The following is a 20775-nucleotide window of genomic DNA, read 5'->3' on the forward strand; positions in this document are numbered from 1 at the left end:
GACGGCCATGTGCTGGAACCTAAAGAACAGTGGTCAGCGAGCAAACATCAACGCGCGCTTGACTTCTTGGATTGCCTGCGTGACCTGGATGCCGCGGGGGCAGGCGTCGGTGCAGTTGAACGTGGTGCGGCAGCGCCAGACACCGTCGACCTCGTTGAGGATGTCCAGTCGCTCGGCGGCACCTTCGTCACGGCTGTCGAAGATGAAGCGATGAGCGTTCACGATGGCGGCCGGTCCGAAGTAGCTGCCCTCGTTCCAGTACACCGGGCAGCTCGTGGTGCAGCACGCGCACAGAATGCACTTGGTGGTGTCGTCGAAACGCGCACGGTCCGTCTGGCTCTGGATCCGCTCGCGGGTCGGCTCGTTGCCGCTGGTCATCAGGAATGGCTTGACCGCGCGGTACGCGTCGAAGAACGGCTCCATGTCCACGACGAGATCCTTCTCCACCGGCAAGCCCTTGATCGGCTCGATGGTGATGGTGATCTCTTTGGACTTGTCCTTGGGGAGCAGGTCCTTCATCAGCAGCTTGCAGGCGAGCCGGTTGACGCCGTTGATACGCATGGCATCCGAGCCGCATACGCCGTGGGCGCACGAGCGGCGGAACGTCAGCGTGCCGTCGAGGTAACCCTTCACGTACAGCAGCAGGTTGAGCAGCCGGTCGGTCTGCAAGGCAGGCACGCGGAAGCTCTCGAAGCCCTGGGCGTCGGGATCTTCGGGGTTGAACCGGCTGATCTTGAGCGTGACCATGGTCGCCTCGTCGGGGACCGGGGGCAACGGCGGATCATCGTGCCGAGCGTCGGCGATATCGGTGGTGGCAGTCATCAGTACTTCCGCTCCATCGGCTCGTAGCGGGTCTGGACCACGGGCTTGTAGTCCAATTCGATGTCCGACAGGAGGGAGTCGCCCTTCTTGTAGGCCATCGTGTGCCGCATGTAATTGGTGTCGTCGCGGTCCGGGTAGTCCTCGCGTGCGTGTCCGCCGCGCGATTCCTTGCGGTTCAGCGCGCCGACCACGGTCACCTCGGCCATCTCGAGCAGGAAGCCCAGCTCGATTGCCTCGAGGAGGTCGCTGTTGAAGCGTTTGCCTTTGTCGTGCACGCGGATGGAGCTGTACCGCTCTTTGAATCCGTGGATGTCGGTCAGGGCCTGCTTGAGCGTCTCTTCGGTACGGAACACCGAGGCGTTCGCGTCCATCGAGGCCTGCAGCTCGGTGCGGATGTCCGCGACCCGCTCGTGTCCGTGCTCGGACAGGACCAGCTCGAGCCATTCGTCGACCATCTTGGTCGGCGTCTCCGGGAGCTCGGTGAACTCGTTGGCCAGCGCGTACTCGGCGGCGGCGATACCTGCCCGACGCCCGAACACGTTGATGTCGAGCAGCGAGTTGGTGCCGAGTCGGTTGGCGCCGTGCACCGAGACGCACGCGCACTCACCCGCGGCGTACAGGCCGTGGACGACCTCGTCATTGTTGGCCAGGACCTCACCGTTGATCTTGGTGGGGATGCCGCCCATGACGTAGTGGCAGGTCGGGAACACCGGCACGTATTCGGTCACCGGGTCGACGCCGAGGTAGGTACGAGCGAACTCGGTGATGTCGGGAAGCTTCTCGTTGAGAACTTCTTCGCCGAGGTGCGTCACGTCGATGTAGACGTAATCCTTGTTCGGACCTGCGCCGCGACCCTCGAGCACCTCGAGGACCATGGACCGCGCGACGATGTCGCGAGGCGCGAGGTCCTTGATGGTCGGGGCGTAGCGCTCCATGAACCGTTCGCCGTCCGCGTTGCGGAGGATTCCGCCCTCACCACGTACCGCTTCGGAGATGAGGATGCCGAGGCCGGCAAGGCCTGTCGGGTGAAATTGGTGGAACTCCATGTCCTCGAGGGGGAGACCCTTGCGGAAGACGATTCCCATGCCGTCACCGGTGAGGGTGTGGGCGTTGGAGGTGGTCTTGTACATACGGCCCGAGCCGCCGGTCGCGAAGACGATCGACTTGGCGTGGAAGACGTGGATCTCACCGGTGGCCAGCTCGTAGGCCACCACTCCGGTGGCAACCTTCTCGCCTTCGGAGTTCTCTGTGAGGCAGATGTCGAGCGCGTAGAACTCGTTGAAGAACTCGACGTCGTGCTTGACGCAGTTCTGGTAGAGCGTCTGCAGGATCATGTGGCCGGTGCGGTCTGCGGCGTAGCAGGCGCGACGGACCGGGCTCTTGCCGTGGTCACGCGTGTGGCCACCGAAGCGCCGCTGGTCGATCTTGCCCTCGGGGGTGCGGTTGAACGGCAGCCCCATCTTCTCGAGGTCGAGTACGGCGTCGATGGCCTCTTTCGCCATGATCTCCACGGCGTCCTGGTCGGCGAGGTAGTCGCCACCCTTGACCGTGTCGAAGGTGTGCCATTCCCAGTTGTCTTCTTCGACATTCGCGAGTGCGGCGCACATACCGCCCTGCGCAGCACCGGTGTGGCTACGCGTGGGGTAGAGCTTGGTCAGCACCGCGGTACGGGTCCGGGGGCCTGCTTCGATGGCCGCTCGCATCCCGGCGCCGCCTGCGCCGATGATCACCACGTCGTAACGATGTTCCTGCATGTGTACTTGCTCCGTTTCCAGGGCCGGATCAGACGCTGTTGACGTCGAAGGTGAGCAGGGCGTAGGTGCCGGTGAGCAGCACCAGGATCATCGACAGTGCCAGGAGCACGTTCAGCCAGAAACGCGTCGAGTCCTTACGGGAGTAATCGGCGATCACGGTGCGCACACCGTTGCCACCGTGCAGCTGGGCAAGCCAGAGCATGCTGATGTCCCAGACCTGCCAGAAGGGGTCTTTCCATCGTGCGGCCACGAAGGATGCGTCGATCCGGTGCACGCCGTCGTCCCAGGCCAACATGATGAACATGTGGCCGATGGTGAGGATGATCAGTGCGAGACCCGAGAAGCGCATGAAGAGCCAGGCGTTCTTCTCGAAGTTGCCGCCCTTGGCCCGCCGTGGTGAACGGGGGTTGTCGAGGCTGGCCGGACGGTCGTGGTCGGTGCCCACGACCTTCGCGAGGATGGGGCTGTTCGGAGTGGTCATCTGCGGCGCCTCCTAAAGGTGTTCCACGATAAGTTGCAGCAGGCGTATCGCTGCCGCGCCGAAGAGGATCGCGAACAGGGTCAGGATGGTCCACAGCATCTGACGCTGGTACTTGGGTCCCTTGGACCAGAAGTCGACCAGGATGATCCGAACACCATTGAGTGCGTGGTACAGAACACACGCGACCAGGCCGATTTCCATCAGGCCGATGATCGGGTTCTTGTACGTCTCGATGATCTCCGAGTACTTGTCCGGATCGATGCGGATCACGGCCGTGTCGAGCACGTGTACAAAGAGGAAGAAGAAAATCGAGACACCGGTGATCCGGTGCAGTACCCAGGACCACATGCCTGGGTCACCCCGATACAGGGAACGTTTGCGCACCGGCGCGGGCGCGGTCTCTGTAGGAATGCTCATCGAGAAATTGGCCTCCAACATCGTTGATGGATGCGTCGAGCGCGGTTCCGGCTGCTCGATCGTGGACCCACGAAACAAACCATAAACCCAAGCTGAACCAGCGTGGAATCCTGCCCGAGTCGAACTGAGCTGCAAGGCATCTCGATTTAGGGTTGCCTTACCATTGTTCCTGTGCTGGTCATGGTCCGCGTGCGGACCGCGTCGTGGGCCGGTAGGGTCGTTTCATGCACCCGGACATCAACTGGAAACTGTTGCGCACCAAAGCTTTAGAGGCAGTGAGGGGCGCCTATGCACCGTACTCGAACTTTCCGGTCGGTGCGGCCGCAATAGTCGACGATGGTCGTTTTGTGACAGGTTGCAATGTGGAAAATGTCTCATATGGTTTAGGGCTCTGCGCGGAGTGCACGCTGGCAGGCAACCTGCACGTCTCCGGTGGTGGACGCCTGCTCGCGCTCTCGTGCACCGACAGTCGCGGCGAGATCCTGATGCCCTGCGGGCGCTGTCGGCAGGTACTTCTCGAGCACGGAGGTACCGAGATGTTGATCGATCATGCCGCGGGTCCGAGGCCTCTGGGGCAATTGTTGCCCGACTCGTTCGGGCCCGCAGATCTCGAGGCGGGCAGGACGGCGACCGGCGGATCGACGGCAGGGGAGCCGGGCCGTGGATGACACCTTCGACACCGTGTCGGTGATCGCGACCAAGCGTGACGGCGGCGCCCTCAGCGATGCCCAGATCGACTGGGTGATCGACGGGTTCACCGCGGGCGAGATCCACGATGAGCAGATGTCGGCTCTCGCGATGGCGATCCTGTTGCGAGGCATGGACCGTCGGGAGATCTCGCGGTGGACCGCCGCGATGACCAACTCGGGGCAGCGGATGGACTTCAGCGGCCTCAGACGCGCCGGCAAACCACTGGTGACCGTCGACAAACACTCGACGGGTGGAGTGGGGGACAAGATCACCCTTCCGCTCGCTCCGCTGGTCGCTTCGTACGGGGTCGCGGTGCCGCAGTTGTCCGGACGTGGCCTGGGTCACACTGGAGGCACTCTGGACAAACTGGAGGCGATACCCGGCTGGCGCAGCGACCTGAGCTATGACGAGATCGTTGCGCTGCTGGAATCCGTGGGTGCGGTCGTGTGTGCGGCGGGAGCGTCTCTGGCACCCGCGGACAAGAAGCTGTACGCCCTGCGCGATGTGACGGGAACCGTCGAATCGATCCCGTTGATCGCGAGTTCCATCATGAGCAAGAAGATCGCCGAGGGCACGCAGGCACTGGTCCTCGACGTCAAGGTCGGAGCCGGTGCCTTCATGAAGTCCGAGGCCGACGCGGGCGAGCTGGCGCAGATCATGGTCGAGCTCGGCAACGAGGCGGGAGTCCGGACGTCCGCTCTCCTGACGGCGATGTGGGAGCCGCTCGGTATGACCGCCGGCAATGCGCTCGAGGTCGCCGAGTCGCTGGAAGTGCTCGCCGGCGGCGGTCCCGCCGATGTGGTGGAGCTGACCGTGTCATTGGCAACGGAGATGCTGGCTGCTGCCGGGATGACCGGCATCGACGTGGCCGACAACCTACGCAACGGTAAGGCGATGGATGTGTGGGAGGCGATGGTCCGGGGCCAGGGCGGCGATCCGAAGGCGGCACTGCCCCAGGCCGACCACTCCGAGACGATCTCTGCCGAGTCGGCAGGCGTCATCGAGTCGATCGACGCGATGTCGGTGGGCCGTGCGGCCTGGCGTCTCGGTGCGGGGCGGGCTCGGCAGGGCGAGTCGGTTCAGGCCGAGGCCGGCGTCCGGATGCACGTGCGGTCGGGCGACCGCGTGAAGGCGGGTGATCCGCTGTTCACGATGTACACCGCCACGCCCGAGAGATTTGACTCGGGAAGGGCCGCCCTCGCGGGTTCGACCGTGATCGGGTCGACACCGCCGCAGACCCTGTCGAGGGTGATCGATCGCGTTACGGTCGAGGCATGACAACGTCGCCGCTGGATCTTCCGTCCATCGCACTCGCTCCCAAGGTGCTGCTCCACGACCACCTCGACGGCGGTTTACGTCCACAGACCGTGCTCGAACTGGCCGAGGCGATCGGGTACGACGAGCTACCAGCCGATGACGTTGCCGCCGTGGGCGCCTGGTTCCGGGAGGCAGCCGACAGCGGTTCTCTCGTCCGATACCTGGAGACGTTCAAACACACGGTGGCTGTAATGCAGACGGCCTCCTCCCTCGAGCGGGTGGCCCGTGAGTGCGCCGAAGATCTCGCCGACGACGGTGTCGTGTACGCCGAGGTGCGCTTCGCTCCCGAGCAGCATCTCGAAGACGGGCTGACCCTCGACGAAGTCGTCGAGGCAGTCCTGCGGGGCTTCGAGGACGGTACCGCGCAGGCTGCGGGCCGGGGACGCCAGATTCAGGTGCGCACGCTGGTGACCGCGATGCGGCACGCGGCCCGCTCGCGCGAAATCGCCGAACTGGCGGTGCGGTTCCGCCACCGCGGGGTCGTCGGGTTCGACATCGCGGGCGCCGAAGCCGGGTATCCGCCCAGCCGACACCTCGACGCCTTCGAGTACATGCGGGCGAACAACGCGCCGTTCACGATCCACGCGGGGGAGGCATTCGGGTTGCCGTCGATCCACGAGGCGATCAGCTTCTGTGGGACGGATCGGCTCGGTCACGGTGTTCGGGTCATCGAGGACATCACGCTACCCGGCGGCGCTGATCCTGCGGCGGCATCATTCCCGGACGCGAAGCTCGGCGATGTGGCGAACTACGTGCGGGACAAGCGGATCCCGTTGGAACTGTGCCCGAGCTCGAATGTGCAGACCGGAGCGGTCGCGAGTCTGGCCGAGCATCCGTTCAACGTGCTGGCCCGACTGCGCTTTCGCGTCACGGTCAACACCGACAATCGACTGATGAGCGACACGACCATGAGCCGTGAGTGCAAGGTGCTAGTCGACCAGTTCGGGTACGGATGGTCAGACCTCGAGCGGTTCACGGTGAACGCGATGAAGTCTGCCTTCATCCACTTCGACGAGAGACTCGCGATCATCGATGACGTCATCAAGCCCGGTTACGCGGTGCTCATCGGCTGACCCGCCGAGCGTGCCGAAATCGCCGCCGAGCGTGCCGATAACGCCGCCGAGCGTGCCCTAGTCGCGTTTCTTTTCGAGCCGCGTCTCGAATTCGTGCTCCAACGCGCGCCAGGCCTCGGACTCGTTGTCGAACGGCGGGCTCGGAGCCATCCGCTTCGGGTCGGGGTTGAGCGCGTAGTTCACGAACCACCCCAGCGGCGTGGTCGAGCCCAGCGCCTCGGCGACCGAATCGTCGTCGGCGAAATCAGCAGCGTCCGTGAGCAATTCGACCGCGAGTTCGAGCTGACGCCGGTCGATGCGGCGCGGGCCGTCGGCGATGTCGTCGGTCAGACCCGGCAGCACGTACACGTTGTCGTCGTAGACGTCGATCTCGAGCGATCCGTCGGTCGCGGCGATCTGGATCTCCTCGAACGTGCTGACGGCCGACAGGTCGTGCTCGTTGTCGTCGGCCAGGAAACGCTCGAGAGCACGCTTCGACCCGAAGGCGAAGATCTTGCCGTTCTTGCCCAGGAACACCGGATCGTCGTCCAAATAGCAACGCAGTGAGAAGAACTCGCCGGCGCTGGTGATGATCTGAATCGGATCGATCCCGACCGAACCCCAGAAGTCGTCTTCGTCGATCTCGTCATCTTCCTCGTCGAAATCGTCATCTTCTTCGGGGGTGTCGTCGTCGTCATCGTCATCGTCGGTGTCGTCACCCTCGACCAATTCGACGTCGTCGTCCGGCTCGTCCTCGTCCTCGGCACTCGCTGCAGCGAGTATCTCGGCTTCGGCGACGGAGACGGCCTCCGCGTCGACCTCGGGGGTCGTGATGACGGCGTCTATGGCGTCGATGACGTCGTCCCAGCGCTTGTCGATGAGAGTTCCGATGCGCTCCCACAGTTCCGCGCCATCTTTACCGACGAAGTTGCGGGTACCAGTGGTGACCGCGCCGAGGATGGGGTTCCCGTTGAAGAATTTGGTGATTGCGGTCAGTTCGCAGACCTCGCCGATGATCCTGACGATCTCCAGGACATCCTCGAGCTTCGCGATCACCTCGGGGGTCGGATCTTCGGAGGCCAGTTCAGGAACCGAGATCAAGTCGTAGGAATTGCCCTCGGCCGGCTCGAGCTCGTCCGCCTTGAGGCCGACCACGGTGTTCCAGGCGGGATGCTCGACGAGATCGTTGTCGGTACCCGAGCGGATGAACGCGACGAGTTCAGCGACGGAGCTGAACCCGTATAGATCCTCTTCGAGACCGAGGAAGGCCTCCCACTCGTCGTCGCCCTCGCGCCAGCGCGGAGCCCACAAGGTGAACGTGTTGCCCTCGGTGATTCCGAGTTCGATTGGGACAATGTCTCCGGCCATGGGGACAGAGCCTAGTCACCGACCCCGAGCGTCGGCCACCTCGCCTCGCCCGAAGTGCACAAGGTTTGCCGAGATTTCCTGATCTGGTCGCGACCCGGCGACTTCACTGCGAGGTCAGCGCCGCGCGGATCGGGCAGGCAGCTCAGTTCGGGCGGTAGAAGCCTTCGAAGGTCTGGTCCAGGTTCGACGTCCGTACCGGGTTGACCTGAACCGGATCTCCCGCCTCGACCATCTGTCCGTTGCCGACGTACATCGCGACGTGTCCGGACCACACGGCGAGATCGCCAGGCTGCAGATCGGCCTGCGCCACCTGCACCCCGGCGGTGTCCTGATCCTGCGCCAACCGGGGCAGCTCGACTCCGGCTTCCCGATAGGCCCACTGCGTGAGCCCGCTGCAATCGAGCCCCTGTCCGGGTGATGTACCTCCCCAGACGTAGGGCACACCCTGCTGGCTGAGCGCAGCCCGGACTGCTTTGGCTGCGCGCTCATTGGGTGCGTACGCGACCGAACCGTCCGGCAGGGTGATCGCGACCCCGGTGCCGCCCGGGTTGGTCGGACTCAGTCCGGCGGGCACGGTGGGCGCCGGGTCCCCACCGGCGTCGGGTCCGGTGGTTCCGGCGGCGGTCTGTACCGGACCGAACGCGGCGTTGCCCAGATTGCCCAGTTCGGTACCGACACGGGCGAGCTGGGCGTCGACAGAGTTCGACTCCGCCGGTGTGGTGGTGCGGCCGATGGCCAGAAGCCGGTCGGTGTCAGCTTTGAGCTCGGTACGGGTGCGCTCGACGACGTCGATGCCGCGCTGCAGATGTGCCATGGCGACCGGGATGATGGCCCCGAGACCCGCCGGTGTGTAGAGGGCCGGACCCATGGCTGCGGCGACGGCGACGAACGAGTCGAGAATTGCCTGCAGTTCGCCTGCGGCCCGGCGAATCTTTTCGCCCGCAGACTCGATGACGTCGGCGATCTCGGTGCTGTCGTCGGAGAAGTCTGCTGCATCGACGACCGCGCGATCCAGAACTGAGGTCGCGCGGGCAGCGCCCACCCCCGACCAGGCGGGTTCGAGTTCGCTGTTGATGCGAACCTGCCGATTGCGGGCGTCATCGAGAACAGTTGCAGTAGAGCGCAACTGGACCGCGGGGACGCCTGCGGGCAACTCCCCGGTGCCCAATGCGGCAAGAAGGGCCCGCAGCGGGATGATGAGCAACTCGATCGGGATCATCGCTGGATCGCCGCGATCTGTGCGGAGTTGGTGTCGTCTGCGCCGGTGTAGATGTCGACGGCATGCGTCAGACCTTGGCCGAGCGCTGCCATCCTCGTGGCGAGATCGTCGATCTCCCGGCAGTGCCGGTCGGTGACCATCACCGCGGCCGCGGTGAACTCGGCTCCGATGAGGCCGAACGTCGGTGCCAGCACCGCCGCGTCGACGCGGCCGGCGAGGGCCTGGGCGGCGATGTCGGCTGCGACCGAGCGGGTGCCGGCTGCAGCGGTGGTCAGGGCGGCGGGATCAACGGAGACCGAACTCATGTGCATACGACGCGGTGGTCGGGGGTGTCGGTTCCCTCGTAAGGTGAGTCCATGCAGATCCGAGCAGTTGATCATCCACTGGCCGCCGCCAGGCTGACCACCCTCCGCGACGAGACCACCGGTAATGCGGCTTTTCGCGGCGCACTCTCCGATCTCACCCAGATGCTGATCTACGAGGCGTTGATCGGCGCGCCGGTGACCGAGGTGCCGATCACAACACCCGTGGTCGCGACGACCGGAGTGAAGCTTGCGTCGCCGCCCCTGCTCGTCCCGGTGCTGAGGGCCGGATTGGGGATGGTCGAGCAGGCACACGCGATGGTTCCGGAGGCGAATGTCGGATTCGTGGGGATCGCGCGGAACGAAGAGACCCGGGAGCCGGTGCCCTACCTGGAGTCCCTGCCGGACGATCTGACCGGCCAGCCGGTGTTCGTCCTCGATCCGATGCTGGCGACCGGCGGTTCGATGCTGCACACGATCGAGTTGCTGGTCTTGCGCAAAGCCACCGACATCACCGCGGTATGCGTCGTCGCGGCGCCCGAAGGCGTTGCTGCGCTGGAGAACTCCGGATATCCGGTCCGACTCGTGACCGCGGCCATCGACGATGGTCTCAATGAGGTCGCCTACATCACGCCGGGTCTCGGTGATGCGGGAGATCGCCAGTTCGGTCCTAGGTAGAGCGCGCGGCCCAGCGGCCGCCATCGCGCCGCACCTGCACGGGGTGATCGAAGCACTTCGTGATGGTCGCCGACGTCAGGGCGTCGTCGACGTGGCCCTGGACCACTGTTTCGCCGTCGCGGAGCAACAGCGCGTTACTGGTGCTGGTGGGAAGGTCCTCGAGGTGGTGGGTGACCAGCACACTCGCCAGGTCAGGAACCTCGCGGCGCAGTTGATCGACGCTGGTCAGCAGTTGTTCGCGTGCGGCCAGATCCAGACCCGTGGCGGGTTCGTCGAGAAGGATCAGCGATGGCCTGGCCATCAACGCCCTGGCGATGAGTGTTCGTCCGCGTTCACCCTGACTCATGGTGGTCCAGACGGAGGTTCGCCTGTCGGTCATGCCCAGCAAGTCGAGAAGTTCATCGGCGTGCCGATGTTCGACGTCGACGTAGTCGCGTCGATGGTCCAGCTCTGGGGTGTTCGTCAGTCCGGTGAGTACCACGTCGTGAGCCGTCAAAGGCAGGTCGAGGCGATGCCTCGGATCGACGTGTCCGATATGGGTGCGCAACTCGCGCATATCGACACGGCCCAACCGGCGCCCCAGTACGTCAACGGTGCCGCGGGTCGGGTGCCCGAATGCGCCGAGGATGTTCAGCAGGGTTGATTTTCCGGCGCCGTTGGGCCCGAGCAGCGCCCAGTGTTCGCCCGCCTTCACGGTGAAACTGATGTCGCGCAACAGGTACCGTCCTCCGCGCACCACGTCGATGTGGGCCGCGTGAAGGACCTCTTCAGCAGGACGACGCGACGCGGTGCTCGACCGTTCGCCGGCAGTGGTGTTCAAGGTTCAGTTGGTCCAGTAGTAGATCATCGGTTCGGCGGCGAGCACCGAACCGTCTCGGGTGATGGTGAGCGAGGAGCCGTCGACGAGGTAAGTGGTGTCGATGTTCACCGCGGTGAATCGGTTGCCCGACCGGGTCGGGTACTGGATTTCGATGGCGCCGCCGTCGGCGAGACCCTTGTAATAGTAACGACCGGTCTGGTTGCCGACCTGGCAGACAACGACTTTCGACCGGTTGGTCTGTCCGACCATCACCGCCGGATCGCCGGCAGCGTTGCAGCGCGGCCCACTCACAAATCCCTGACCGTCGGCGCCGGGGACATCCGGGCTGGGCAGATTCGGGGTGGTCGTCGTCGTTGTTGTCTTCGAGGTGAGCGGGCTGGTCGGGACTCCGGTGGAGGGTGTCAGGGTGACGGTGGACGTCGGCTGCGTGGCAGTGGTACTCGTGCCCGCGGCGTTGTCCTCGTCCGATGGGATCAGGAGAAAGCCCAACAGGACGGCGATGGCCAGGACCACCGCGCCGGCGACGATCGCGCCGATGACCACCGGAGACGACCATGGCGATCTCGGCGGCGGTGTCGGGGGATAGGTGCCACTCACGGGCTCACCCTACCGATGACCCACTCAGCGACCTACGGATGTGCTGAACTCGGCCACCTGTGCGGTGAGTTGCTTCAGCCGTGCGTGCGCCGTCGCCTTCGCCTGTTCCAGCGGTGCGCCGGGTGCGACGGCGACCTCCAGATAGAACTTCAACTTGGGTTCGGTGCCGGACGGGCGTGCGATGACCCGGAGCTGTTCGTGTTCCGTCGAGCCGGTGAACTGCACCGCGTCGGTGGCCCGCGGGCCGGGCCGATCCAAGAAGTCCTCCGCGGTCACGGCGCTGCCGGCCATGTCCGCGGGCGGATGGGTGCGCAGCGCATCCATGACGTCGGTGATGCGGCTCAGATCGTCGACCCGTAGGGAGTACTGGCCGGTTGCGTGTACTCCGAACTGCGTGAACAGGTCGTCGAGACGGTCGCCCAGACCTTTCTCCTGCCCGGCCAGCCGCTCCGCGAGCACACAGAGTGCGATGGCAGCGCTGATGCCGTCTTTGTCCCGGACCGCCTCCGGGTCCACACAGTGTCCGATCGCTTCCTCGTACGCGTAGACCAGTCCGTCACCGGCACGGACCAGCCATTTGAAACCCGTCAACGTGGTGGCGTGGCGTGCCCCTGACGCCGCCGCGATCTTGCCGAGCAATGTTCCCGACACGATCGTGCTGGCAACCAAGGCGTTCTCGCCGCGGTGCTCGTCCAGGATTTCTGCGCCGAGCAACGCGCCGGTCTCGTCACCGGTCAGCATCCGCCAGGCACCGTCCACATAGGCGCCGACAGCACACCGGTCGGCATCGGGGTCGAGCGCGATCGCGAGGTCGGCACCCGAGTCCCTGGCGAGATCGAGTAGGAGATCGGACGCGCCCGGCTCCTCGGGGTTCGGAAACGCCGCCGTGGGGAAGTCGGGATCGGGGCTGTGTTGCAGGCCGACGACGGTGACATCGTGAAACCCGCACTCCCGCAACGCCTGTACGGCGATGTCCCCGCCGACGCCGTGCATGGCCGTCAGTGCGACGCGGATACGACGCCGCTCCCGGCTCCCGAACCTGGTGACCAGGCGCGCGAGGTAGCGGTCGACGTTGGCGCGGGCTCGGCTGTCTGCGCCGACCGCGACCCGGGGGATGTCCTTCGCGGGCCCCACCATGGTGATGAGTTGCTCGATCTCGGCGTCTGCGGGCGGGACGAGCTGAGCACCCTCTCCCAGGTAGACCTTGTAGCCGTTGTCCGCGGGTGGATTGTGCGACGCCGTGATCTGGATGCCCGCGGCGGCGCCGAGGTCGCGGACAGCGAAGGCGACGAGCGGTGTGGGGCCGGGTTCGGGAAGCGCGATCACGTCGAATCCTTGCGCCGCAAGAACTTGAGTGGTCGCAGCGAAGAAGTCCTCAGACCCATGCCTGGCGTCGCGGCCGACGACGACCGAGCTGCCACGGTGGCCGTGATCGATCAGCCATTGCCCGACACCCGCGGTGGCGCCGCTGACCACTGCGACGTTCATGCCCGCCGGTCCGGCCCGCACCGGACCCCGCAGGCCTGCGGTACCGAAATGCAGGGTGTCCGAGAACCGTTCAGCCAACGATTCGGGGTCGAGTTCTTGCAACTCGGTCCGCGTCCGTGGGTCGGGGTCCGCGGCGATCCATGCCTCTACCTGCTCATCGGTCATCGCCGGCTCAGATCTGTTCGATGACCTGGGCGAGCAGATGGCCCATCCGGGTCGCCGACGAGCGGCCCACGGCGAGCACTTCCTCATGATCGAGCGGTTCGCCGGTGATGCCCGCCGCCAGATTGGTGACCAGCGAAATGCCCAGTACGTCAAGCTTTTCCGCTCTGGCGGCGATTGTCTCGTGGACCGTCGACATCCCGACGAGATCCGCTCCGAGCACTCGCAGCATCTTGATCTCGGCCGGGGTCTCGTAGTGCGGTCCCGGGAGGCCCGCGTAGACCCCCTCGGCCAACGACGGGTCGACGCTCTGTGCGATCTGGCGCAGGCGTGGTGAGTACGCGTCGACCAGATCGACGAATTGTGCACCGGCCAAGGGGGATCGTGCCGTCAGGTTGAGGTGATCGCTGATCAGTACCGGTTGCCCGACGGTCATGTCATCGCGCAGGCCGCCGGCAGCATTGGTCAAGACCAGTGTGCCGACACCGGAGGCGGCGGCGGTGCGGACCGCGTGCACCACGCTCGCGAGCGGATGTCCTTCGTAGGCATGAGTTCTGCCGAGGAGGACGAGTACCGACTGGCCACCGATCCGCAGGGAATGAACTGTCCCCGAGTGCCCCTCGGCGCTCGGGGGAGTGAATCCGGGCAACTCGGCCATCGGAACACTGGCAGCAGGCGTTCCCAGGGCTGCGGCCGCCGGAGCCCACCCCGAGCCGAGGACCACGGCCACGTCGTGGCTCGCTGTACCCGTTGCTGCGGCGATGGCATCGGCAGCCGCCTGGGCGGCATGCGCGGGGTCGGTTGTCGGATCTACGTTTGAACCTTGCTCTGGCATGGTCACAACCTTAAGACGATATGGTCGCTCCATGCCGTACGTGACCACCAATGACGCTGTACACACCCTGTATCTCGGTGCAGAGGGCGCCGAACTCGATGAGACGAACCCGGAGAACAGGTTCGGGATCGATTGGCTCGACAACGTGAACGCCCAGCTCGATCGGGTCGTCGAGAGTGCGCCGGGTGCGCTCGTGATCACCGCCACCGGGAAGTTCTTCTCGAACGGGCTCGACGTCGACTACATCGCGGCCAACGGGGACAAGCTGTCCGCCTACCTCGACCGCGTCCACGCGCTTTACGTGCGCGTCCTGACCCTGCCCATCCCCACGGTCGCGGCCATCAACGGACACGCCTTCGGTGCCGGGGCCATGCTGGCCCTGTGCGCCGATCATCGGATCATGCGCACCGAGCGCGGGTTCTGGTCCCTTCCCGAGATCCTGCTCGGGATGCCTTTCACGACGGGCATGGCCTCGCTGCTGCGGGTCCGGCTGCCTGATTCGACGGTGACCGAGGCGATGACCACCGGTCGGCGCTATGGCGGCGCGGACGCCGCCCAGGCCGGGATCGTCGAGCAAGCTGTGGACATCGAAGAGCTGCTGCCGGCTGCCTCCGACATCGTCGCAGGTCGCGCCGCCGTCGCGGGTCCGACTCTCGCGCTGATCAAGAAGGGTCTGCGAGCACCGCTGCTGGCCGATCTCGAGCGGCCGACGCCGCCGTCGTTGCTTGCCTGACTCGAACCGACCACGCGTGACGCGGAGTGGGAGAATGACCTGATGACTGACATCGGGCGGCGAGGCGAACGTGCGGTGCGCGCGGTCGCCGGCGACCTGGTCGAGTTGTCGCATTCACTGCATTCCGAACCCGAGTTGGCGTTCGAAGAGCATCGCAGCGTAGCGAAAGTGTCCGAGCTGCTCGCCGGGTACGGATTCGAGGTGACGCCGGCGGTGGCCGATCTGCCCACCGCGTTCACGGCCTCGTACGGCTCCGGAGACCTGGTCGTCGGTCTGTGCGCGGAGTACGACGCCCTCCCGGGGATGGGTCACGCATGCGGGCACAACATGATCGCCGCGACGACCGTGGGTGCCGCCCGCGGTCTGGCCGAGATCGCCGACGAGTTGGGCATCACGGTGCTCGTGCTGGGTACGCCCGCCGAGGAGACCGGGGGCGGCAAGATCGTGATGACCGAGGCCGGAGTGTTCGATCCGGTGGCCATGGCGATGATGGTTCATCCCGGCCGCGCCGATGAGATCGCCGCCAGTTCACTCGCACTCGCCGATCTGGCGATCCGCTACACCGGCCTCGAATCGCATGCGGCGGCCGCTCCTGAGCGCGGCCGCAACGCGGCAGATGCCTTGACGGTCGCGCAGGTGTCGCTGGGACTGTTGCGTCAGCACCTGAAATCCGGTCAGCAACTGCACGGCATCGTCAGCGATGGTGGTCGTGCCCCGAATATCGTTGCCGGGCACAGTGAACTGCTCTATTACCTCAGAGCACGTGACCAGCTGTCGCTCGATGATCTGCGTGAACGCGCGGAGGGATGCTTCGCGGCCGGTGCGATGGCGACCGGGTGCTCCTACGAAGTTGCGACGGTGTCACCGACCTATCTCGAACTGCGGCAGGATCCTCGACTCCTGTCCGCCTATCGCGAAGCAATCGTCGAACTCGGCCGGCCCGTGGTTCCGACCGGACTCGAAGGGGTTCGGCCCCTCGGGAGTACCGACATGGGCAACGTCAGTCATGTGATGCCCGTGATCCACCCGCTGATCGGGATCGACAGCGGTGGGGCCGGAACGCACGAGATCGAGTTCGCGACTGCCGCGGCGTCGGGGTCGGCGGATCGGGCCGTCGTCGACGGGGCGGTGGCGCTGACCGCGACTGCGGTGCACGCCGCGCTCGATCCGGTGTTGCGAGACGAGTTGCTGCAGGCGCACGAACAACGAACGGGTGGACAGCCGCAGACCGCGGGTAGAAGACGATGAATGTGTGCAGAAGATGAGTGGGCAAGTAGTGGATTCGGAACGCTTTCTGAAAGATCTGGACAACTGGATCGGCGAGAACAGCGCGCAGTTGGTGGCCTGGCGCCGTGATTTCCATGTGCACCCGGAGCTGTCTAGGGGTGAACTGCGGACCACTCAGGTGGTGGTCGAAGAGCTGCACAAGGCCGGATTGTCGCCGCGGGTTCTCCCGCAAGGTGTCGGCGTCGTATGCGACATCGGGCCGGCAGGTCCGCTCGTCGGCCTCCGCGCAGACATGGATGCGCTACCGATCGCCGAGCTGACGGGGCTTCCGTTCTCGTCCACCGTGGAGGGTGTCTCGCACGCCTGTGGGCATGACGGGCACACCGCCATCCTCCTCGGCGTCGCCAAGGCACTGGCGTCCATGGGAGACCTGCCCATCGGTGTGCGATTGGTGTTCCAGGCGGCCGAGGAAGTGATGCCCGGTGGGGCGCTCGATGCGGTGACAGCGGGTGTCACCAGGGGTGTCTCGCAGTTCTATGCGCTGCACTGCGACCCGAAGCTCGAGGTGGGCAAGGTCGGACTGCGCGCAGGCCCGATCACCTCTGCCGCCGACCACGTCGAGGTGGTTCTGCATTCGCCTGGTGGGCACACCTCGCGGCCACATCTGACTGCTGATCTGGTCTACGCCATGGGCACGGTGATCACCGGGCTGCCCGGTGTCTTGTCCCGCCGGATCGATCCGCGGACCAGCACTGTGATGGTGTGGGGCGCGGCGAACGCCGGTGATGCACCCAACGCGATCCCGCAAGAGGGCCGTCTGCGCGGCACCGTCCGCACCGGGGACCACGCGACGTGGGCGTTGCTGGAACCGCTGGTGCGCGAGATCATCGCGGGGTTGCTCGCGCCGCTGAGCGTTCGCTACGACCTCATCTACAAGCGCGGTGTGCCGCCGGTGGTCAACGATGCGGTGTCGACCGAACTACTCAGTCAGGCAATCGCTTCCGTGGGACCGAACGCGCTGGCGGACACCCCACAATCCGGTGGGGGTGAGGACTTCTCCTGGTACCTCGAAAACGTCCCGGGAGCGATGGCGCGGTTGGGCGTGTGGAGCGGACACGGTCCGCAGGTCGATCTGCACCAACCGAACTTCGACCTCGACGAACGGGCGTTGGCCGTAGGGGTGAGGACCCTCGCCGGGGTCGTCTTGCAGGCGGGCCTACACGCCCGATAGCTCAGGATTCCGCAGAGGGAGATTCCGGGCCGGGGCCGACGTTCCGGGATTCGCGGAGGCGAAGTTGGTGCACGTAGTCGTCCGGGGCTCCAGCGATTTCCGCTGCCTCGGCCATCACTCCGAGATACCGGGCCGAGGGCAGACCGCCCTCGAATGCGTCGAGCACGTACAGCCAGGCCAGGACCGGGCCGTTCGCGGTGTGGATGCGCGCACGGATCTTGCGGTGGATCTCGAGCTCGGATCCCTCCCAGCGGTCCAAGCTGCCCTCGTCGTCCTCGGTGACGTCGTAGAGCACCACGAAGACGCGGGCGTCGGGATCGTCTCGGTCTTCGGTGACCGTGGCAAGCGCACCTTCCCAGCCGATATCGCCGCCGCCGAAGGTCAGTCGCCATCCGTACAGCCACCCTGTTCCCGCCATCGGAGAGTGTGGAGCCCGCTCGAGCATCTGCTCGGGGTGCATGTTTGATCCGTACGCGGCATAAATCGGCACGGGAGGAGCCTAGATGGTCTGCTCCCCATCGGGAAAGTGGGAAGGGCGATCGACTAGATTCGACACGTGGCGACACCCCCGCCGACAGCCCATCAGGCCCATCCGACACCCCAGGGAGTTGACCTGAAATGACAAAAATCGTGATCATCGGCGGAGGACCGGCCGGCTACGAAGCGGCCCTCGCCGCGGCCAGTTACGGCGCTGACATCACAGTGGTCGACAGCGACGGCATGGGCGGCGCCTGTGTGCTGTGGGACTGCGTCCCCTCGAAGACGTTCATCGCGTCGGCAGGGATCCGCACCGAGGTGCGCAGAGCTGTTGACCTGGGGATCAACCTGAAATACGACGGCGCGCTGGTGTCGCTGCCGCAGATTCACGAACGCGTCCGGGACCTTGCTTTTGCGCAGTCCTCGGACATCCGGTCCAGGCTCCTCACCGAAGGCGTCCGGATCATTCACGGGCGCGGTCGGCTGACCGAACCCGAGGTCGGTTTCGCTGCCAGACACCGCGTGGTGGCCACCCCGTTCGAGCCGGACGGCACCGATGGCCCGGAGGAGATTCTCGAGGCGGATGTGGCGTTGGTCGCCACCGGCGCGTCGCCGCGTGTCGTCCCCGGTGCCGAGCCGGACGGCGAGCGGATTCTGAACTGGCGTCAGATGTACGACCTGAGTGATTTCCCCGAGCATCTCGTCGTCGTCGGCTCCGGCGTGACGGGTGCCGAATTCGTGCACGCGTACACCGAGCTGGGTGTGCAGGTGACGATGGTGTCCAGTCGCGACCGGGTACTGCCCGGCGAAGACGAGGATGCGGCCTTGGTTCTCGAGGACGTGCTCGCCGAGCGTGGGGTCAAGCTCGTCAAACATGCCCGTGCCGACCGGGTCGAGCGGACCACCGACGGTGTGATCGTGCATCTTGCCGACGGGCGGACGGTCGAGGGCTCGCACTGTCTGATGACGGTCGGCTCTGTGCCGAACACCAATGGACTCGGCCTGGAAGCCGTGGGCATCGAATTGGCGCGCGGTGGATACCTGCAGGTGGACCGGGTGTCGCGGACATCGATCCCCGGGATCTACGCAGCCGGTGACTGCACGGGCTTGCTGCCGCTGGCGTCGGTTGCCGCGATGCAGGGACGTATCGCGATGTACCACTCGCTCGGTGAGGGCGTGACCCCGATCAAGCTCAAGACAGTCGCGTCCGCGATCTTCACCCGGCCAGAGATCGCGACCGTCGGAGTGACCCAGGCGGCCATCGACTCCGGCGCGTATCCGGCGCGGACCGTGATGTTGCCGTTGGCGACCAACCCACGCGCCAAGATGAGTGGTCTGCGACGGGGATTCGTCAAGATCTTCTGCCGGCCTGCGACAGGTGTCGTCATCGGCGGAGTCGTGGTCGCGCCCAACGCGTCCGAACTGATTCTGCCCATCGCGTTGTCCGTGCAGAACAAGCTGATGGTGAGCGACCTGGCGCAGACGTTCTCGGTGTACCCATCCCTGTCCGGATCGGTGACCGAGGCGGCCCGGCAACTGGTCCGGCACGACGACCTGGACTGACCTCGGGCCGACTACAAATTCGCGCCACCTGCTGGCGTTCGCGCCGGGTGCAACCGGCGCGTACGCATGCAGGTGGCGCGAATTTCTCGGTCGGCTCTGTAGTCCCAACTAGTGGGATACCCATTTCATATTTCGAACAGCCGGGGTTAGCCTGCGTGTAGTAGCGGCGTACACCTGAGCCGTTGTTCGGTGACCACACTCATCACCTCCTGTCGTACATCTGTCGTCTTCTTCTGGAGTGTGGTTGTGATGAAGCTCGATTCTGCATATGCGCCGTCTCACGCATTGACCAACGTCCGCGGCTCGGCCATCCGTGATCTGCTGAAACTGACCGAGCAGCCGGATGTCCTCAGTCTGGCCGGCGGTCTGCCTGCGACCGAACTGATTCCGGCGCAGCGGATCTCTGAGACCGCGGCGCGCGTGAGCGCCGATCCGGCTGCATTGCAGTACACGGTGAGCGCCGGCGTGCTGTCGTGTCGTGAGGTTGTGGCCGACTACGTCGGATCGTCAGATGTGGAGCGGGTGCTGCTGACGCATGGATCGCAGCAGGCGTTGTTCCTACTGGCGCACGCCCTGGTGAATCCTGGCGACCTGGTTGTGGTCGATGACCCTGTGTACGTCGGCGCGTTGCAGGTCTTCCAGTCGGTGCGCGCTCGGATACGCGCATTACCGATCACCGCGCACGGTATCGACGTCGAGTTGTTGCGCCAATGGCTCGAAGCCGGCGAACGGCCGCGGATCATCCATACGGTGAGCAACTTTCACAACCCAGCGGGTGTGTCGGCCTCCGGACCGGCGCGAATCGAGTTGGCGCGTCTGGCGGATGAGTACGGCTTCCTGATCATCGAGGACGACCCGTACGGCCGACTCAGGTTCAGGGGCCAGGGCATTGAACCTATTGCTGCGCACAGTGATCGGGTGGTGTTGCTGGGTAGCGCCTCGAAGGTGTTGGCACCTGCGCTGCGGGTGGGATGGATGAGCGGCCCGCCCGACGTGATCGGGTTGGTGGAACGCCTGCGGCAAGGTGCCGATCTGTGTGGCTCCACCTTCAGTCAGTTGGTTGTCGCGGAATTGCTGGGTGACCAGACGTGGTTCGCTGAACACGTCGGTGTCATTCGGCAGGAGTACGGTTCGCGGGCAGCGGCTTTGACGTCAGTGCTGCGAGGCACATTCGGCGAACGGGTGTCGTTCGCCGAGCCGGAAGGCGGGATGTTCTGTTGGGTGCGCATGCCTGGGGTCGACACGACTGAGTTGCTACCAAAGGCGGTCGATGCCGGAGTGGCTTACGTGCCCGGCGCTGCGTTTGGTGTGGAGGCTGATTTCGGCGACTGCCTACGGTTGAGCTTCGCAACGCTGACGCCGGAAGAGCTCGTCGAGGGTGTGCGTCGGCTGGCGGTCGCCGTCGCGGCTTCGAACCGAGAGGATTTGTCGCACTGACAAATTCGCGCCACCTGCGTACGTTCGCGCCGGTTGTAGGTGGCGCGTATGTGTGTAGGTGGCGCGAACTATGTGAACGGAATGACCCGAACAAACATTCGACAG

Annotated in this window: 21 protein-coding genes; 9 read left to right on the top strand and 12 right to left on the bottom strand. The window is 65.3% G+C overall.

What is annotated here, in order from left to right:
- Nucleotides 1–33: 33 nt before the first annotated feature.
- The 4 genes from BFL43_RS23765 to sdhC are packed head-to-tail and all read right to left on the bottom strand — an operon-like array spanning nt 34 to nt 3474.
- Nucleotides 34–822 carry a succinate dehydrogenase iron-sulfur subunit gene (locus BFL43_RS23765; RefSeq protein WP_084895408.1) on the bottom strand — a complete coding sequence of 263 codons (789 nt, stop codon included), beginning with the start codon at nt 820–822 and terminating at the stop codon, nt 34–36.
- Nucleotides 822–2576 carry a succinate dehydrogenase flavoprotein subunit gene (sdhA, locus tag BFL43_RS23770; protein WP_084895410.1) on the bottom strand — a complete coding sequence of 585 codons (1755 nt, stop codon included), beginning with the start codon at nt 2574–2576 and terminating at the stop codon, nt 822–824. The genes BFL43_RS23765 and sdhA overlap by 1 nt, the downstream gene beginning before the upstream one ends.
- A gap of 28 nt (nt 2577–2604) precedes the next feature.
- Nucleotides 2605–3057, bottom strand: a complete 453-nt coding sequence (locus BFL43_RS23775; RefSeq protein ID WP_084838309.1) for a succinate dehydrogenase hydrophobic membrane anchor subunit — start codon at nt 3055–3057, stop codon at nt 2605–2607.
- Nucleotides 3058–3069: 12 nt separating this feature from the next.
- On the bottom strand, nt 3070–3474 hold the full coding sequence (gene sdhC / locus BFL43_RS23780) for a succinate dehydrogenase, cytochrome b556 subunit (protein ID WP_084838438.1): 405 nt from the start codon (nt 3472–3474) through the stop codon (nt 3070–3072).
- A 224-nt stretch (nt 3475–3698) separates the two neighbouring features.
- Here sdhC and BFL43_RS23785 point away from each other — a divergent pair, with 224 nt between their 5' ends.
- From BFL43_RS23785 to BFL43_RS23795, 3 genes are read left to right on the top strand one after another with little or no spacing between them, the layout of a single operon-like run.
- The gene (locus BFL43_RS23785; RefSeq protein WP_084895412.1) at nt 3699–4142 is read left to right on the top strand and encodes a cytidine deaminase; all 444 of its coding nucleotides are present in this window, start codon (nt 3699–3701) and stop codon (nt 4140–4142) included.
- On the top strand, nt 4135–5442 hold the full coding sequence (locus tag BFL43_RS23790; protein WP_240498444.1) for a thymidine phosphorylase: 1308 nt from the start codon (nt 4135–4137) through the stop codon (nt 5440–5442). Before BFL43_RS23785 ends, BFL43_RS23790 begins: the two co-directional genes overlap by 8 nt.
- Nucleotides 5439–6554, top strand: coding sequence for an adenosine deaminase (locus tag BFL43_RS23795; RefSeq protein ID WP_084895415.1), 1116 nt, complete (start codon nt 5439–5441; stop codon nt 6552–6554). Before BFL43_RS23790 ends, BFL43_RS23795 begins: the two co-directional genes overlap by 4 nt.
- Before the next feature lie 57 nt (nt 6555–6611).
- Here the strand turns inward: BFL43_RS23795 and BFL43_RS23800 are convergent, their stop codons facing one another.
- From BFL43_RS23800 to BFL43_RS23810, 3 genes are all read right to left on the bottom strand, one after another.
- Complete coding sequence (locus tag BFL43_RS23800) at nt 6612–7901, bottom strand: primosomal protein (RefSeq protein ID WP_084895417.1); 1290 nt, start codon at nt 7899–7901, stop codon at nt 6612–6614.
- Between the two features lie 142 nt (nt 7902–8043).
- Nucleotides 8044–9120, bottom strand: coding sequence for a C40 family peptidase (locus tag BFL43_RS23805; RefSeq protein ID WP_084895419.1), 1077 nt, complete (start codon nt 9118–9120; stop codon nt 8044–8046).
- The gene (locus BFL43_RS23810; protein ID WP_168176708.1) at nt 9117–9425 is read right to left on the bottom strand and encodes a type VII secretion target; all 309 of its coding nucleotides are present in this window, start codon (nt 9423–9425) and stop codon (nt 9117–9119) included. Before BFL43_RS23810 ends, BFL43_RS23805 begins: the two co-directional genes overlap by 4 nt.
- A gap of 51 nt (nt 9426–9476) precedes the next feature.
- Between BFL43_RS23810 and upp the strand changes: the two genes are divergently transcribed.
- Nucleotides 9477–10100, top strand: a complete 624-nt coding sequence (gene upp / locus BFL43_RS23815; protein ID WP_084895421.1) for a uracil phosphoribosyltransferase — start codon at nt 9477–9479, stop codon at nt 10098–10100.
- Here the strand turns inward: upp and BFL43_RS23820 are convergent.
- From BFL43_RS23820 to BFL43_RS23835, 4 genes are read right to left on the bottom strand one after another with little or no spacing between them, the layout of a single operon-like run.
- Nucleotides 10093–10920, bottom strand: coding sequence for an ATP-binding cassette domain-containing protein (locus BFL43_RS23820; RefSeq protein WP_084895422.1), 828 nt, complete (start codon nt 10918–10920; stop codon nt 10093–10095). The genes upp and BFL43_RS23820 overlap by 8 nt on opposite strands.
- A gap of 3 nt (nt 10921–10923) precedes the next feature.
- Nucleotides 10924–11517 (bottom strand): hypothetical protein, encoded by a 594-nt coding sequence (locus BFL43_RS23825; RefSeq protein WP_084895424.1) that lies wholly within the window; start codon nt 11515–11517, stop codon nt 10924–10926.
- 24 nt (nt 11518–11541) lie between these two features.
- Complete coding sequence (locus tag BFL43_RS23830) at nt 11542–13170, bottom strand: phospho-sugar mutase (protein WP_084895427.1); 1629 nt, start codon at nt 13168–13170, stop codon at nt 11542–11544.
- Nucleotides 13171–13177: 7 nt separating this feature from the next.
- Nucleotides 13178–14002: a purine-nucleoside phosphorylase gene (locus BFL43_RS23835; RefSeq protein ID WP_084895429.1), complete on the bottom strand. Its 825-nt coding sequence runs from the start codon at nt 14000–14002 to the stop codon at nt 13178–13180.
- 31 nt (nt 14003–14033) lie between these two features.
- On the opposite strand from BFL43_RS23835, the gene BFL43_RS23840 reads away from it, so the two are divergent.
- The 3 genes from BFL43_RS23840 to BFL43_RS23850 are packed head-to-tail and all read left to right on the top strand — an operon-like array spanning nt 14034 to nt 17193.
- Nucleotides 14034–14735 carry an enoyl-CoA hydratase/isomerase family protein gene (locus tag BFL43_RS23840; protein ID WP_084895431.1) on the top strand — a complete coding sequence of 234 codons (702 nt, stop codon included), beginning with the start codon at nt 14034–14036 and terminating at the stop codon, nt 14733–14735.
- Between the two features lie 42 nt (nt 14736–14777).
- Complete coding sequence (locus tag BFL43_RS23845; RefSeq protein ID WP_084895433.1) at nt 14778–15983, top strand: M20 family metallopeptidase; 1206 nt, start codon at nt 14778–14780, stop codon at nt 15981–15983.
- 13 nt (nt 15984–15996) lie between these two features.
- Nucleotides 15997–17193, top strand: a complete 1197-nt coding sequence (locus BFL43_RS23850) for a M20 family metallopeptidase (protein ID WP_084895703.1) — start codon at nt 15997–15999, stop codon at nt 17191–17193.
- Nucleotide 17194: 1 nt separating this feature from the next.
- Here the strand turns inward: BFL43_RS23850 and BFL43_RS23855 are convergent, their stop codons facing one another.
- Nucleotides 17195–17683 (bottom strand): gamma-glutamylcyclotransferase, encoded by a 489-nt coding sequence (locus tag BFL43_RS23855; RefSeq protein WP_084838296.1) that lies wholly within the window; start codon nt 17681–17683, stop codon nt 17195–17197.
- 128 nt (nt 17684–17811) lie between these two features.
- Here BFL43_RS23855 and BFL43_RS23860 point away from each other — a divergent pair, with 128 nt between their 5' ends.
- Both BFL43_RS23860 and BFL43_RS23865 read left to right on the top strand, forming a co-directional pair.
- Nucleotides 17812–19233: an NAD(P)H-quinone dehydrogenase gene (locus tag BFL43_RS23860; protein WP_084895435.1), complete on the top strand. Its 1422-nt coding sequence runs from the start codon at nt 17812–17814 to the stop codon at nt 19231–19233.
- Between the two features lie 249 nt (nt 19234–19482).
- The gene (locus tag BFL43_RS23865) at nt 19483–20670 is read left to right on the top strand and encodes a PLP-dependent aminotransferase family protein (RefSeq protein WP_084895438.1); all 1188 of its coding nucleotides are present in this window, start codon (nt 19483–19485) and stop codon (nt 20668–20670) included.
- Nucleotides 20671–20775 lie beyond the last annotated feature (105 nt).

Source organism: Williamsia sp. 1135 (genome assembly GCF_002095395.1).
Classification (GTDB): Bacteria; Actinomycetota; Actinomycetes; order Mycobacteriales; family Mycobacteriaceae; genus Williamsia.